The organism is Clostridium sp., from assembly GCF_036646415.1.
Lineage (GTDB): Bacteria > Bacillota > Clostridia > Clostridiales > Clostridiaceae > Clostridium_J.
In genome coordinates this window covers 29,769-43,103 of record NZ_JAVXMF010000015.1, presented here as the reverse complement: position 1 = coordinate 43,103, position 13,335 = coordinate 29,769, and the positions used below count along the sequence as shown (strand labels likewise).

Annotated in this window: 18 protein-coding genes and 1 riboswitch; all 18 genes read right to left on the bottom strand. The window is 29.8% G+C overall.

The genetic code is table 11. The annotated features are described in order from the left end of the window. Positions 1–384: a stage III sporulation protein AD gene (gene spoIIIAD / locus RSD37_RS11070; protein ID WP_346946800.1), complete on the bottom strand. Its 384-nt coding sequence runs from the start codon at positions 382–384 to the stop codon at positions 1–3. Between the two features lie 9 nt (positions 385–393). Next, positions 394–591, bottom strand: a complete 198-nt coding sequence (spoIIIAC, locus tag RSD37_RS11065) for a stage III sporulation protein AC (RefSeq protein ID WP_346946834.1) — start codon at positions 589–591, stop codon at positions 394–396. 15 nt (positions 592–606) lie between these two features. Continuing rightward, a complete protein-coding gene (gene spoIIIAB / locus RSD37_RS11060; protein WP_346946799.1) occupies positions 607–1,125 on the bottom strand; it encodes a stage III sporulation protein SpoIIIAB in 519 nt (172 codons plus the stop codon). Between the two features lie 3 nt (positions 1,126–1,128). Then, the gene (gene spoIIIAA / locus RSD37_RS11055) at positions 1,129–2,046 is read right to left on the bottom strand and encodes a stage III sporulation protein AA (RefSeq protein ID WP_346946798.1); all 918 of its coding nucleotides are present in this window, start codon (positions 2,044–2,046) and stop codon (positions 1,129–1,131) included. Between the two features lie 167 nt (positions 2,047–2,213). Beyond that, positions 2,214–2,771, bottom strand: coding sequence for an elongation factor P (efp, locus tag RSD37_RS11050; protein WP_346946797.1), 558 nt, complete (start codon positions 2,769–2,771; stop codon positions 2,214–2,216). Positions 2,772–3,073: 302 nt separating this feature from the next. Continuing rightward, positions 3,074–3,904, bottom strand: coding sequence for a MetQ/NlpA family ABC transporter substrate-binding protein (locus RSD37_RS11045; RefSeq protein ID WP_346946796.1), 831 nt, complete (start codon positions 3,902–3,904; stop codon positions 3,074–3,076). Positions 3,905–3,935: 31 nt separating this feature from the next. Continuing rightward, a complete protein-coding gene (locus RSD37_RS11040; protein ID WP_346946833.1) occupies positions 3,936–4,571 on the bottom strand; it encodes a methionine ABC transporter permease in 636 nt (211 codons plus the stop codon). Between the two features lie 6 nt (positions 4,572–4,577). Further along, positions 4,578–5,537 (bottom strand): methionine ABC transporter ATP-binding protein, encoded by a 960-nt coding sequence (locus tag RSD37_RS11035; RefSeq protein WP_346946795.1) that lies wholly within the window; start codon positions 5,535–5,537, stop codon positions 4,578–4,580. Between the two features lie 126 nt (positions 5,538–5,663). Continuing rightward, positions 5,664–5,793, bottom strand: a riboswitch (SAM riboswitch). A 199-nt stretch (positions 5,794–5,992) separates the two neighbouring features. Continuing rightward, entirely contained in the window at positions 5,993–6,373 is a 381-nt protein-coding gene (locus RSD37_RS11030; protein WP_346946794.1) for a hypothetical protein, read from the bottom strand. Further along, positions 6,363–6,806, bottom strand: coding sequence for a hypothetical protein (locus RSD37_RS11025; protein ID WP_346946793.1), 444 nt, complete (start codon positions 6,804–6,806; stop codon positions 6,363–6,365). The genes RSD37_RS11030 and RSD37_RS11025 overlap by 11 nt, the downstream gene beginning before the upstream one ends. Positions 6,807–6,838: 32 nt before the next feature. After that, the gene (locus RSD37_RS11020) at positions 6,839–7,612 is read right to left on the bottom strand and encodes a hypothetical protein (protein ID WP_346946792.1); all 774 of its coding nucleotides are present in this window, start codon (positions 7,610–7,612) and stop codon (positions 6,839–6,841) included. A 55-nt stretch (positions 7,613–7,667) separates the two neighbouring features. Next, a complete protein-coding gene (locus tag RSD37_RS11015) occupies positions 7,668–8,165 on the bottom strand; it encodes a hypothetical protein (protein WP_346946791.1) in 498 nt (165 codons plus the stop codon). Beyond that, complete coding sequence (locus tag RSD37_RS11010) at positions 8,152–8,613, bottom strand: prepilin-type N-terminal cleavage/methylation domain-containing protein (protein WP_346946790.1); 462 nt, start codon at positions 8,611–8,613, stop codon at positions 8,152–8,154. Before RSD37_RS11010 ends, RSD37_RS11015 begins: the two co-directional genes overlap by 14 nt. Then, a complete protein-coding gene (locus RSD37_RS11005) occupies positions 8,600–9,046 on the bottom strand; it encodes a prepilin-type N-terminal cleavage/methylation domain-containing protein (protein WP_346946789.1) in 447 nt (148 codons plus the stop codon). Before RSD37_RS11005 ends, RSD37_RS11010 begins: the two co-directional genes overlap by 14 nt. After that, complete coding sequence (locus tag RSD37_RS11000) at positions 9,027–9,464, bottom strand: prepilin-type N-terminal cleavage/methylation domain-containing protein (protein WP_346946788.1); 438 nt, start codon at positions 9,462–9,464, stop codon at positions 9,027–9,029. The genes RSD37_RS11005 and RSD37_RS11000 overlap by 20 nt, the downstream gene beginning before the upstream one ends. Before the next feature lie 54 nt (positions 9,465–9,518). Then, entirely contained in the window at positions 9,519–10,712 is a 1,194-nt protein-coding gene (locus RSD37_RS10995; RefSeq protein WP_346946787.1) for a type II secretion system F family protein, read from the bottom strand. Beyond that, entirely contained in the window at positions 10,702–12,216 is a 1,515-nt protein-coding gene (locus tag RSD37_RS10990) for a GspE/PulE family protein (protein ID WP_346946786.1), read from the bottom strand. The genes RSD37_RS10995 and RSD37_RS10990 overlap by 11 nt, the downstream gene beginning before the upstream one ends. A 283-nt stretch (positions 12,217–12,499) precedes the next feature. After that, positions 12,500–13,330, bottom strand: a complete 831-nt coding sequence (gene dapF, locus RSD37_RS10985; protein WP_346946785.1) for a diaminopimelate epimerase — start codon at positions 13,328–13,330, stop codon at positions 12,500–12,502. Positions 13,331–13,335 lie beyond the last annotated feature (5 nt).

Sequence of the window (13,335 nt, the reverse complement as noted above, 5' to 3'; positions counted from 1 at the left end):
CTACATTATTTTCAATATTGTTTGCATTACAGCCATAAGTATTGGGATTGCAAGGGTTAATATTAAAATTTTCCCTGCAAACTCTACCTTAGATGCAATACTGCTGTCTCCTGCATCCTTACAAATTTCACTACAAAATGAAGTCAAGTATGCAATACCTAAAATCTTGAATACTGTATCTAAATATACTATGTCAATATTGGCTTTATTAGATAAAGTTTGAAGAAAATTCACTATTACTGTAAGCTTGCTAATTAAAAACATGAATATTATAATTCCACAAACCAAACTAATTAAAAGTGCAATATCTTGTCTATGAGTCTTAACTATAATTACAATTAGAAGAGAAACTAATGCGAATGCTACAATTTTTATAATATCCATAGTTTCCTCCTAAAAGTAAAATAAGGTTTGTATCGCATTAAATAATTTTGAAACTAGGCTAACAACTAATATAAGAATTATTACTATGCCTGCCAAATTACTAATAACTGCATACTCTTTTTTCCCTCCACTATCTAATACCTTATCTAGAACTATCATCACTATTCCAACTATGCCTATTTTTATTATTATGCTCACATCTAACAACACATTTACCCCTCCCTAAAATAAAATTATTCCTACCATAGCACCAAAAGAGAAACCTAAATACCTATACATTTTTACATTCTTTTCTATATTATACTCAGCATCACTTACTGCCTTCCCTAGATTTTCTAAGGTCAATGTAAACATATCATTATGACCTTCTATGTCCATTTCCCCTAAGCTCTTAGTGAAATCTAAGAAGATTGATAGATCTTCTTTTGTTAAAGATAATTTATTCTTATTCTTATCTAGGCTTTGAAGAAAACAACTATAAACATCATTTTCTTCATTACTAAGTAATAAATCTGATACATCTTTAAAAATATCTCCTATAGGAGCCTCACATTTCTCGTAAACCCTGTAAAGTGCATCTGGAAGCAGTGAATGGGTAAAATTAATTTCATTTTTTAATACATATAAACCCCGTTGAAACTCCTTTAATTCCCTAACCCTTTTCTTAAACTTCTCACCATAAGAAAATCCTATAATAGTAGACGACATTACTATCATAACAATACCTATTATTTTTATCATAAATTACCACCCCCTTACTATCTCCCCTTTTGTAAAATCATATATATATTCTATGGTCGCAATTCCCTGTCTATTACTTAAAATTATAGCTTTATTAAAAACCTTATTTTCTAAAACCTCTTTAAATACAGGTCTCTTATAAAGATCCTTCTCACTAAAGCCATGAATAGTAGTTATTACATTAACCCCTGAATTTAGGGCTGCCACAATACTGTCCATATCCTTATATGTTCCAATCTCATCACAGACTATAATATGTGGTGCCATACTCCTAATAGCCATTATTATCCCTTCACTTTTAGGACAGTTATCTAATATATCCGTTCTAATCCCCACATCCATTTGAGGAACACCTCTATAACAAGCTCCAATTTCACTTCTCTCATCTATGATTGCTACATTTTTACCACTTAAACCCTGTTTAGATATGCCATTAGATATTTGACGAGATAAATCCCTTAATATTGTGGTTTTACCACATTTAGGTGGAGAAATAATTATTGTATTTAAAACATTGTTTTCTTTTATAATAAAGGGTAATATAACATCTCCACACCCCTTTACTTCTCTTGCCACTCTAATATTAATTGAAGAAATATTTTTTATAGTTTTAAGGGAATTACCATCTAAAACACAGGTTCCACAGATTCCAACTCGATGACCCCCTTGAATAGTTATATATCCCTGCTTTATTTCCTCTTCAAAGGCATATATAGAATAACTACTTATTTTTTGAATTATTACCTTTATATCCTCTAATTTTGTAATGTAATCTGTTTTAACTTCAGTATTATTGTTTATAAATATGAGAGGCTTGTTGATCTTTAGTCGTATCTCTTGCAACCTACTATTATCTTTATAATTTACAACCTGCTCTTTTATGGCAACTGGTAAAATATCTAAAATATCTTTAGTAATCATGTAACTCACCCTTTCTTATTTAATTGTTATTACCTATGGGTTATAATTATTACTATAATATTTTTATTTTTCTTCTAAAAAATAAAGGAATTTTAAAAATTATCTAGAAGTGACAAAAAAATAAGAGCCAGTTCTCAACAATTGAGAACTGGCTCTTAAAACATGGATTAAACTCTTTCCATGTACTCTCCTGATCTTGTATCAACTCTTATTGTGTCACCTTCATTTACAAATAGAGGAACTGGAACTATTGCTCCTGTTTCTACTGTAGCAGGTTTTAACACGTTAGTAGTTGTATTTCCTTTTACTGCAGGCTCAGTGTTAATAATCATTAATTCAACAAAGTTTGGAGCTTCTACTGAGAAAGCTTCTCCTTTGTAAAATTTGATGATTGCAAACATGTTTTCTTTTAAGAACTTTATAGCTTCTTCTACTTTATCATGGTTTAGAGGAATTTGTTCAAAAGTCTCTTGGTCCATGAAGTAGTATAATTCTCCATCTGAATAAAGATATTGCATCTCTTTTCTTTCTATAACTGCTTCTTGGAATTTAGCACTTGGGTTAAAAGTTGTTTCTGTAACTCCCCCAGTTATAGCATTTCTTAATTTTGTTCTAACGAAAGCAGCACCTTTACCTGGTTTAACATGTAAAAAATCTACAACGGTAAAAACTTGTCCACCATCTTCAAAAGTCGTTCCTTTTCTTATATCTCCAGCTGATATCATAATTTAACCTCCTAATATATAATAGCATTTGTTAATTAAAATTATTATAACCTGATTAAAGCAATTTAATACCTTATGTAGTTATAAGTAAGAATACTAAGTTGTAATAGTTAAGATTTTCTATCTTTATATTCTAATTTAATAATTCTTCACGTCATTTATATAACATTTCATTTTTATTAACAATGATATTTTACCAAAACTATGTATTCTTTGCAAACACATTATACCTTCATCTACAGAAACTTTCAATAATTATTTTTTTAATATTTTATTAAAAATGCATATTATATCCATACTAATCAATATGATGCAGCAACTATAGCACCTTTATAAGTGTCTTCAATGTATTTTTTAACTTCTTCTGAAGTTGCAGCCTTTGTAAGTGCTTTTATCTTTTCACTATCCTTATTATCTTCTCTAACTGCTATAATGTTTGCATATGGACTGTCTCCACTTTCTAATAGCAGAGCATCTGTTAAAGGATTAAGTCCGCCTTCTAATGCATAATTCGTGTTTATTACCGCTACTTCAACATCTTTCAACGTTCTTGGTAACTGCTCTGGATCAAGTTCAGTTATTTTAATATTTTTAGGATTTGAAGTTATATCCTTAGCAGTTACAAGATTTCCATCGGGAATTTCGATTATTCCCTTATCATCTAAAATCTTTAATGCTCTAGATCCATTAGATGGATCATTAGGGATTGCAATTTCTGCACCTTCACTAATATCCGCTATATCAGTAATTTTATCTGAATATAATCCCATTGGTTCAATATGAACCTTAGCTGTATAAGTAAGTTCATAGGACTTTTCTTGTATTGTAGTTTCTAGGAATGGTACGTGTTGGAAGTAGTTTGCATCTAACTCTCCTTCTGCAAGTGCAGTGTTTGGTAAAACATAGTCTGTAAATTCTACTAATTCAACTGTATACCCATCTGCCTCGAGTAATGGTTTCATAGCCTTTTCCACTATCGCTTTATGTGGCTCTGGTGACACTCCTATTTTTATAACTTTGTCATCTCCCACATTTCCTACAGTTTGTTTACCCGATGCTTCACATCCTACTAATGCTGTACCTAATGTTAATATTAACGTTAAAGACAATAATTTTATTAATGATTTTTTCATGATTCTTCCCCCTAAAAAAATATTTTTGTGATTAGCTTAATTTCTTATATATATAATTTCCAATGGTTTGAATTAATTGTACTAATGCTATAAGAACAATTACTGTGCATACCATAAATTCAGTATTAAATCTATTATAACCATAGGTTATAGCTGCAGCCCCTAGTCCGCCACCACCAATAGATCCCGCCATAGCTGAGTAACCAATGATACTTATGATTGTAAGAGTTAATCCTGAGATAATTGATGGAAAGGCTTCCTTTAGCATTATCTTAAATATAATTTGAGTTTTAGTTGCTCCTAGTGATTTAGCTGCTTCTATAATTCCTTTATCCACTTCCTTTAGTGACCCTTCAATTATTCTTGCTACAAAAGGCGCTGTTGCTATAGTCAGTGGGACTATAGCAGCTACAGTTCCTATAGATTTCCCTACAATAGCCCTAGTAATTGGAACCACAACAACCATTAAGATTACAAATGGGAAGCTTCTTAAAGTATTTATAATCACATCGAGAGTTTTATAAATAACCTTATTAGGCTTTGGTCCTTCATTGTCAGTTAAAACAAGTATTATAGCTAGAATCATTCCAATTACCACTGCAAATACTGTAGCAGCAGCTACCATTATCAGTGTTTCTATGAGTGATTTAATTAATACTGATTTTATATCCATCTATAACACCTCCCATTGAAATTTATTTTCATCTAGATATTTAAGAACATGTTCTTTTGATTCACCATCTATTCTTATTACTAAAGAACCTAAGGTATTTTCTCTAAATCTCTCTAGTTTACCCCAAACTATTGAGAAGTTAACATCTAGCTTTCTTGCCATATTTGTAATAAAGGAATTTTCACTTTTAGAAGCAGGAAAGTAAATTTTCACATTTACTCCTTCTTGGAACACAATATCTTCTTCTTCACCAAGAAACTTTCTAAGAGACTGTCCTGGTCTTAAGAATAACTCTTCCACATGACCTTCGGCTTTTACTTCTCCACCTTCTACAAGTACTACTTTTTCACAAATCTCCTTAACAACTTCCATCTGGTGAGTAACCATAACAATGGTGATTCCCATTTCCTTATTAATTCTAGAAAGTAATCCTAGTATATCCTTTGTGATCTTAGGATCTAATGCTGAAGTTGCCTCATCACATAAAAGAATTTTTGGTTTTAAAGCCAATGCTCTTGCAATTGCAACTCTTTGCTTTTCTCCTCCACTCAATTGCTTCGGCATGGAATCCTTTTTATGATAAATACCCACAAGCTTCAATAATTCATTTACCTTTTTATCTATATGTAGCTTATCATATCCCCATAGCTGTAATGGTAGCGCTACATTGTCATATACATTGGATCTCTTAAGTAAATTAAAGTTTTGAAATATCATTCCTACTTCTTTTCTAAACTCTCTAAGTTCCTTCTCAGTCATAGAGGATACCTCTTTTCCCATCACCTTTAAACTACCTTCTGAATATACTTCTAATCCATTTATACATCTTAGTAGAGTTGATTTTCCAGCTCCACTATGCCCTATGATTCCGTATACTTGCCCTTTTTCTATAGTGAATGACACATCTTTTAGCACTTGCAAGTCACCAAAATTCTTCTTAATATGTGTTACTTCTATCATCTTCTTAGCACCCTCCTTTAACTGTAGATATCTAAATTGTCTTGACTATTTCTCTTATATTTTAAGATAAAAAAAGCACTAGAGAATAAATCCCTAGTGCATATACCCATGCATGGTTAATCTATTCTCTTATCTTCCAGCTTATAAAAGCTGCAGGATTTAGCACCATAGTACATACATATTGCTTATGATACAATATACATATACAGGTTGCTGGGTTTCAAAGGGCCAGTCCCTCCACCGCTCGTGATAAGAAGCTATTTAATTTTTATCTTGAATTTATTATATATGAGAGATAATGAATAGTCAACATGAAATTCCAAATATTTTCTAAATTTTTACTGAAAACAATTTCAAGTTTTATTTAAAAGCTGAATTTTATTCACGTATTAAAGTTATACCTTAATATTACTAGTGCAATACCCTCTCACTAAATCTTAATTTGTTTTAATTAACTATTTATTAAATATAACTAAAAACTCACACCAATTATTCTTAATAGACAGATCAGCCACCTCTTTTATCTCTTCCATACCCTTCAATGAATTTAGTAGTTGTTTTATGTTATTTAAATCACCTTCACACCCAATCTTTAGTTCTCCCCAATCATCATAGAAAGTAATATTATCTACACTAATATTATCGTAATTCTCTAGCTTACTTAAAAATAATGCTAATTCAAAGTCTTCATTTTGACCATCCTCTTTATAAGGTTTTACCTCAGAATTAATTATTAACTCATTTAATTCACCCTTTAAAATAAAATAAGTTCCTATAATTATGGGTATGAAAGTTACCATAAATATATTTATCAATCTATACTTCTTAATCCTCATTAATCCTCATCCTAACTTTAAAATACTGTTCATTATCTCCTTGAATAATTGATGATATTTCAATGATTTCAAAATTCTCCTCTAACAATTTTATTTTCCTTCTATAATCCTCATGGTTATTCGCATTTATCTCCATGTTTACATCCTCACTATTAATATTCAAGCTATGGATTCCTATGTCCATTTCTTGAAATACATTGTATATATAGTTATATACATAACTAGTTCTATTTGTTGAGTATAAACTTCTACTAGTCTTAATACTATTAGCAGTTTCTTCCTTAAATAATTTAATGTCACTGTATATTTCTGATATTTCCATCGAAATAAATAAGCTAAATATTGAAAACAATATGATTAATCTTTTTGTACTTTTTTCATAACTTTTCTCTAATTTTCTAACGTACCACTGAGGATAGTATGCTCCTCTCATATAATTTAACTCCTCCTACCGTCTTTATTAGACTATTTACATTCCATAACATCGTCTGCTAAAAATCTACTTCCTAATAAATATCTTTCTATTTCACTCACCCGGGCTATTTTAATATCTTCATAACCTTCTCTCACAAATATGTAAATTCTTTCTGTATTCTGTTCTCCTTGATTTGCTTCCTGTAGAAAATTTTTCATTTCTTCATGGACTTTATAATCATGGTACAATGTTACCCTGTTACTTACTAAAATCCCCTGTTCAACTTTCATAATATAGATATATTCATCTTTATTTGCTACTAAAATAAACTCTTTATGATTTAATTTAGTAGCACAACTTCTTACCTTACTTACATATTTTTTTAACTTTTCACTATAACAATTTACGTATTCTCCTTGAATAACCTTTATAGATTTAATAATAGAGTTTTTTAAAAGTTCTTCATCTAACAAAGGTAAATTTTCTATATTTATACAATAAACTGTAACCTGCAGGCTATTTTTCTTCTTACTATAAATCCTATAATCAAATATAAGGTTTTCTATATCATGAAACTTATTTATTAAATCATTCCTTATAATTAAATATAACTTTTTACTCTCTACCCTTGGAGTTACAATGCTATAAATAAATATCTCTTCACCTTCAATTATGACTTTTATCCTAGAATTCTTTAATAAAGTCTTTGAATCTACCATGGTGTTTCCATAATCAATTCTTCTATTTCTATTTAAAATTCCAGTTTTATATATTGCTACATTCAATTCTCCACCTTTTATAGTAATAACCTTACTTCTTCCCACTAGCACACCTCCATTATTAATCTATTTAAACTATTTTAATTATCACATTCTGCAATCATATATTAATCTCTTTAAAACTATATGTAATTTTATTATCCTCAATCACAGGTACAAACCTGTATAGCCTATGGCCTGCATCAATTTCAAATTCTAGCTTATCCGAATTATATTTTATAAAGCTCTTATCATATCTAAAAATTTGATCTACCTTTATATCTTTGAAATATACATCTATGGTCTTTTCACTTATTTCGTCAATGTTTTCTTCCATATATTTATTGAATGTTCCCATTAAATATTCTTTATGGCTATGGCTTTTATTTTCCTCTAAAACATACTCTTTATAATTTTTTAGATAAAAATTTCTATTCTCAAATGATTTCATTGCAAAAGAAATATCTAAAAGTATAAACATGGATATCATTAATACATAGGGTAAAATCCCACCCTTTTGACACCTTATAAAGAATTTTTCTCCTAAAGATTTATAAGGATACCTCAGTATACCACTGTTAAAATTTTCACCTTTAATAACTTTCTTAAAGCTTACCAATTGATTTTTCTCCTTTAATCCCATCTTCATTAGTTATTTTTATAAAGAGCACCTTATCATTTTCTATAATTGAAAAATCTTTTACCCCATAAAGTAAAGCTCTAGGTGTATATCCTCTTTTATCTTCATTTTCATAGTAAATCATCAATTCATTCCCCTGTAGACTTATATAATCCTCGTAATCTTCATAATCTTTATAGCCTTTACTTCTAATTCGAATAATTATTTTATCATCCCTCTCAAAACAGCCTTGCCCATTGTAATTTACATGATAATCTATGTACATCAATGCTTCATTAATATCTATAATACCTTTAGAATATTCCATATCAGCTTTATAATTTTTCATCCACACACTATAAGTAGTAATAATCAATGAAATTACAATAGAGAATATACTTAAGGTTGCTATGACTTCAACTAAAGTTATACCCTTAGTTTTTCTCATAATTCCCCTTGTAAAAAACATTACTCATTTCCTTTCCTCCTCCATATTTATAATTAAGCTCTATCTTCATCACTTGAGATTCTATTTCTTCATAGGCTTCAATTACTATTACTGGATAATCATATTCACCATATTCCTCAACTAAATATAATATATCATTTGTAAAAATAATTCCATTTTCAATGTTATCTTTATTCACAAAGGAAGTTTTACCCACAAACCTTGATTTTAGCTCATCATAAGATAAATTGCATAGAAGTATATTCCTCATGGATTCTACTATAAATAGACCTTCCATAATTTCCTTTTCTTTAACCTTACTTTCCATACTTACTCCTTGGAATGTAAGTATCACTATTGAAAAAGTAGTAAGTATAAACATTGCTATTATAGCCTCTAAGAGGGTATACCCCTTATTTTTTCTCGCTGACATACCTAGTTCCCACCTGTATAGTTACATCTTTTCTACTTCCTGCTGAATTATATAAATTGATTGTAGTTGCAATCTTTATATGACCTGATTTATCTATACCTATCCATACCTTGCTATATGCTGTTATTTGTATATTTACTGACTCTGGTAATGTAAATTCATTCACAAGATTTGTATTTTGATAAAGCTTAACTTTTCTTTCTTCTTGCTTTATTTTCAAAGATTTATCACTATGATTTCTAGCATAACTTTTACACCCATTAATAAATTCAACAATCCCATCAACTGCATATTCCATTTCTCTAGCTAGTCGTTTTTCTTCACAAGCACCTACCCCTGGAGCTATTACTAATAGGCACACTGATAATAGCCCTAATACTACTATAACCTCTATTAAGGTATACCCTTTTCTTTTCATAACAACTCCTTTTCCCTTATCCCATCCTTTATCAACGCTAATTTAAAATATAGTCTAAAAGCTAATATTATACATATTAAATAGTGGAACCATTACAGCTAGAAAAATAGATCCTACAAATATTCCTGCTACTACTATTATTAAAGGTTCTATAAGCTTCATCAGCTTTTCTATATTCACCTGAAGATCATCTTCAAATTCTTCACTACTAGTAATAAGATTCTCCTCAAGACTTCCATTCTCTTCACCCATGGAAATCATAGTTAAAAAGTATTTTGGGAAAATATCTATCTTCTTTAGACCATCATAAAATCCCTGTCCTTCCTCCAATGTCTTTATGCATATACGCAACTTTTTATTAAGATACTCTACATCCTCACAGCTCTTCAGTATAACTAAAGCAGACTTTATATCAATTCCACTACTAATCATCATGGAAAGTGATAATGTAAATCTACAGTAAAACTTTTTTAGCTGAAATTTTCTTATAAAGGGAACTTTATACATGAAGTCATCTATAATATTATTCTTCTTTAAATATCTATAAGATAAATAAATACCTATAATAATACCCATAATCCAAGGTATTATAAGTATTCCTACCCCATTCATTATATTTGATGTAGTTATATAAAACCTAGTTATAGCTGGCAACTCAATATAATCCATCTTCATAGTTTTAAAGAAACTTGGTAGAATCTTTCCTATAATAATCATTGCCATTATAACTGCAACTGCCATGACAAACATAGGATAAATCAGCATATTTACAAGTTTTCTTTTTCTTCTATATTCATTTGTGTAGTACTTCTCCATAAACATAAAAATCTGCTGTAGTTTCCCACTTTCCTCCCCTACATAAACCATAGTTATAAATAGCTTTGGAAAACATCTTGGGAAATTACTTAGTGCTTCTTTTAATGTACTACCTTTTTTTATATAATTAGTTACCTTATCTGCTGAACTCACCAAAGTCTTATTCCCACTTTGAGTAGCTACTAAATCTAAAGAATTAGTTAAGGAAATTCCTGCTTTTAAATTATTCTTCATAATCTTACAAAATAGACCTAAATCCTTTTCAGAAATTTTTCTTTGAAAAAACATTCTACTCTCATTAATTTCTTTATAGTCTATGCAGTATATATCTTCATTCCTAAGTTGTGAAATTAACTTCCATTGATTTTCAGCATTTGCTCTGCCTTTTACCTTCTTGCCATCACTATTTATGCCTCTGTATCTATATTCCATAATCCACTCCTAAGGCTTTTTCAATATTATAAACCTGCAAATTGCTGTAATACTCTTCAATAGTGGTGTGTCCTTTTAATATCAAGGTTTTAAAGTAATCATCTATAGTAGTCATACCATTCTTTATAGAAATATCTCTTAGAATGTCACTATTCCCTTTTTGTATATTATTTTTAATTTCCTTACCTATGGTCATAATTTCATAAGCAATGGTACGCCCTTTATAGCCAGTATCATTACACTTTACACAACCAAATCCTTTATATGCAGTTACACAACTTTCTATATCCAATAAATTTTTCTCATAGTCGGATAGTTCATAAGTGCTCTTGCAACTTTCACATACAACCCTCGTTAATCTTTGAGCTATTACAAGCACTAAAGAATCCTTAATTAAATCAGAATCAATTCCCATGTTAATTAATCTATTAATTGAAGTAGTAGCATCATTGGTATGTAGCGTCGTTAACACTAAATGTCCTGTCAAGGATGCCCTAATAGCAATTTCTGCTGTATCCTTATCTATTATTTCACCCACCATTATCACGTCAGGATCCTGTCTTAATACATTTTTCAAAATATTCCCATAGGTAATATTGCCCTGCCCACCTATAGAAACTTGATTTATACCTTCTACTTCACACTCCACCGGCTTTTCAACGGTAATTATATTTCTTTTTTCATTATTTAGTTCTCTTATCATTGAATAAAGTGTAGTAGTTTTTCCGCTGCCCGTTGGACCTGTAATTATGATTAAACCTTGTTTAAACTTAAGTATATTTTTTAAAATTAAATGATCTTCCTTCTTAAATCCAATTCTCTCTAAATTTAATAAAGTTGCATTTCTGCGAAGTATTCTTATTACAAATTTTTCACCATTAATAGTTGGTAGGGTAGAAATTCTAAAATCATAGGCATCTTCTCCAATATTCATTGATATTTCTCCATCTTGGGGCATATATTTACAAGCTATATCCATTTCACTCATAACTTTTATTCTTGTAGTTATTCTTTCATAAATGTTTTTAGGAATACTACTAAAAATCTTTAGTACTCCATCTACTCTATACCGTACTAATACATTCTGCTTCAGTGGCTCTATATGTATGTCACTAGCTTCCTTTACAATTCCATCTTTTAAGATAGAATCCACTAGTGAAATTATTGGACCACTAACCTGCTCCTCTTCCTCGTCTTCTATAGCCATACTATTGCTACTTTTAAATTCATCCACTATTGACCTTCTATAAATTTCTTCATAATACTTATTTATATAATTTGTAAACTGAGTTTTTTCACAGATACAAGTTCTTAAGTTCTTTTTCAGAAGAAATCTAAGTTCAGCTATATCCTCCTTACTTAATTCCTGAAATGAAGCTAAATATAATTCATTGTCCCTTATATCATAAGGAAATACATTATATTCTTCACATAACTCCTTAGAAATTCCCTTCATAGCCTGAATATTTATATTTAACAAATCCAAATCTACTATTTTACTCATTGTATTTTATCACCTTAATTCATTTTTATAGTTAATTACATTTTTAACTTAATTTTATAAATACTTCTCCAAGCTTACACCCTATATACTTTTCAACATATCATTACAATCATTACCATATATTCCAAATGTAATTCAAATTAAGAAAATAAAAAATAAAAACCCTATTTTAGATATGTTTATAACATATCTAAAATAGGATCATATTTACTCTTTATTAAATCTAATTTCTAGGTTTTATTGTACTGTTGAAATCCTACTTCAATAGTATTGAAGTTAATAACTATAGTAAATTTATTTCTCCAGTAAATACATTTACTGCATTTCCAGTCATCATTACTCCAGCCTCTGTAATTTCAACTCTTAATATTCCTCCTGGAACTGTAACTCTAACAGATTTATCTACTAAATGTAATTTATTACACAAAACCACTGATGCACAGCTACCGGTACCACATGCAAGAGTTGGACCAGCACCTCTCTCCCATGTATCTACTTTTATTTCCCCTTTGTCTATTACTCTACAAAAGTTAACATTTGTTCCTTGAGGAAATAAGCTATATTTTTCTATAGCTGCCCCCTCTTCCACCTTAAAATCCCCTTCCTTAACTAAAACTATTGTATGAGGAACTCCTAATAATAAGGTGCTTATGCTATAATTTTTCCCACCAGCCACAATTTCTTTTTCAATAATAGGAGCGGTAGCTAAAGCTGGAATCAGCCTTGGATCAAAGTTTTCACTTCCCATGTTAATTTTAACTCCATCTACAACTTCATTCTTCATAATTAAATTACAGATTTTTATGCCATCTCCAGTTTCAATAGTAAAAATCTCCTTATTTACTAAGTTATTTTCATAGACATATTTACCAAAACATCTAATTCCATTACCACACATTCTAGCATAAGAACCATCACTATTAATTATAACCATCTGAATATCAGCAATTTCACTTTTTCTTACTACTAATATTCCATCTCCTCCTATTCCAAAATTTCTATCACAAAGTTTTATAGCTAACCTACTAAGGTTTTTATATTTCTCTTCCAAGTCTTGAAAAACTACAAAACTATTTCCTGCACCCTGCATTTTCGTAAACTTTAACTTCTCCATGATAT

What these genes read in the sequence shown, in the direction of transcription:
- spoIIIAD (WP_346946800.1), bottom strand. Translation starts at nt 384, where the DNA reads ATGGATATTATAAAAATTGTAGCATTCGCATTAGTTTCTCTTCTAATT.
- spoIIIAB (WP_346946799.1), bottom strand. Translation starts at nt 1,125, where the DNA reads ATGATAAAAATAATAGGTATTGTTATGATAGTAATGTCGTCTACTATT.
- spoIIIAA (WP_346946798.1), bottom strand. Translation starts at nt 2,046, where the DNA reads ATGATTACTAAAGATATTTTAGATATTTTACCAGTTGCCATAAAAGAG.
- efp (WP_346946797.1), bottom strand. Translation starts at nt 2,771, where the DNA reads ATGATATCAGCTGGAGATATAAGAAAAGGAACGACTTTTGAAGATGGT.
- RSD37_RS11045 (WP_346946796.1), bottom strand. Translation starts at nt 3,904, where the DNA reads ATGAAAAAATCATTAATAAAATTATTGTCTTTAACGTTAATATTAACA.
- RSD37_RS11035 (WP_346946795.1), bottom strand. Translation starts at nt 5,537, where the DNA reads ATGATAGAAGTAACACATATTAAGAAGAATTTTGGTGACTTGCAAGTG.
- RSD37_RS11030 (WP_346946794.1), bottom strand. Translation starts at nt 6,373, where the DNA reads ATGAGGATTAAGAAGTATAGATTGATAAATATATTTATGGTAACTTTC.
- RSD37_RS11025 (WP_346946793.1), bottom strand. Translation starts at nt 6,806, where the DNA reads ATGAGAGGAGCATACTATCCTCAGTGGTACGTTAGAAAATTAGAGAAA.
- RSD37_RS11010 (WP_346946790.1), bottom strand. Translation starts at nt 8,613, where the DNA reads ATGAGAAAAACTAAGGGTATAACTTTAGTTGAAGTCATAGCAACCTTA.
- RSD37_RS11005 (WP_346946789.1), bottom strand. Translation starts at nt 9,046, where the DNA reads ATGTCAGCGAGAAAAAATAAGGGGTATACCCTCTTAGAGGCTATAATA.
- RSD37_RS11000 (WP_346946788.1), bottom strand. Translation starts at nt 9,464, where the DNA reads ATGAAAAGAAAAGGGTATACCTTAATAGAGGTTATAGTAGTATTAGGG.
- RSD37_RS10995 (WP_346946787.1), bottom strand. Translation starts at nt 10,712, where the DNA reads ATGGAATATAGATACAGAGGCATAAATAGTGATGGCAAGAAGGTAAAA.
- RSD37_RS10990 (WP_346946786.1), bottom strand. Translation starts at nt 12,216, where the DNA reads ATGAGTAAAATAGTAGATTTGGATTTGTTAAATATAAATATTCAGGCT.
- dapF (WP_346946785.1), bottom strand. Translation starts at nt 13,330, where the DNA reads ATGGAGAAGTTAAAGTTTACGAAAATGCAGGGTGCAGGAAATAGTTTT.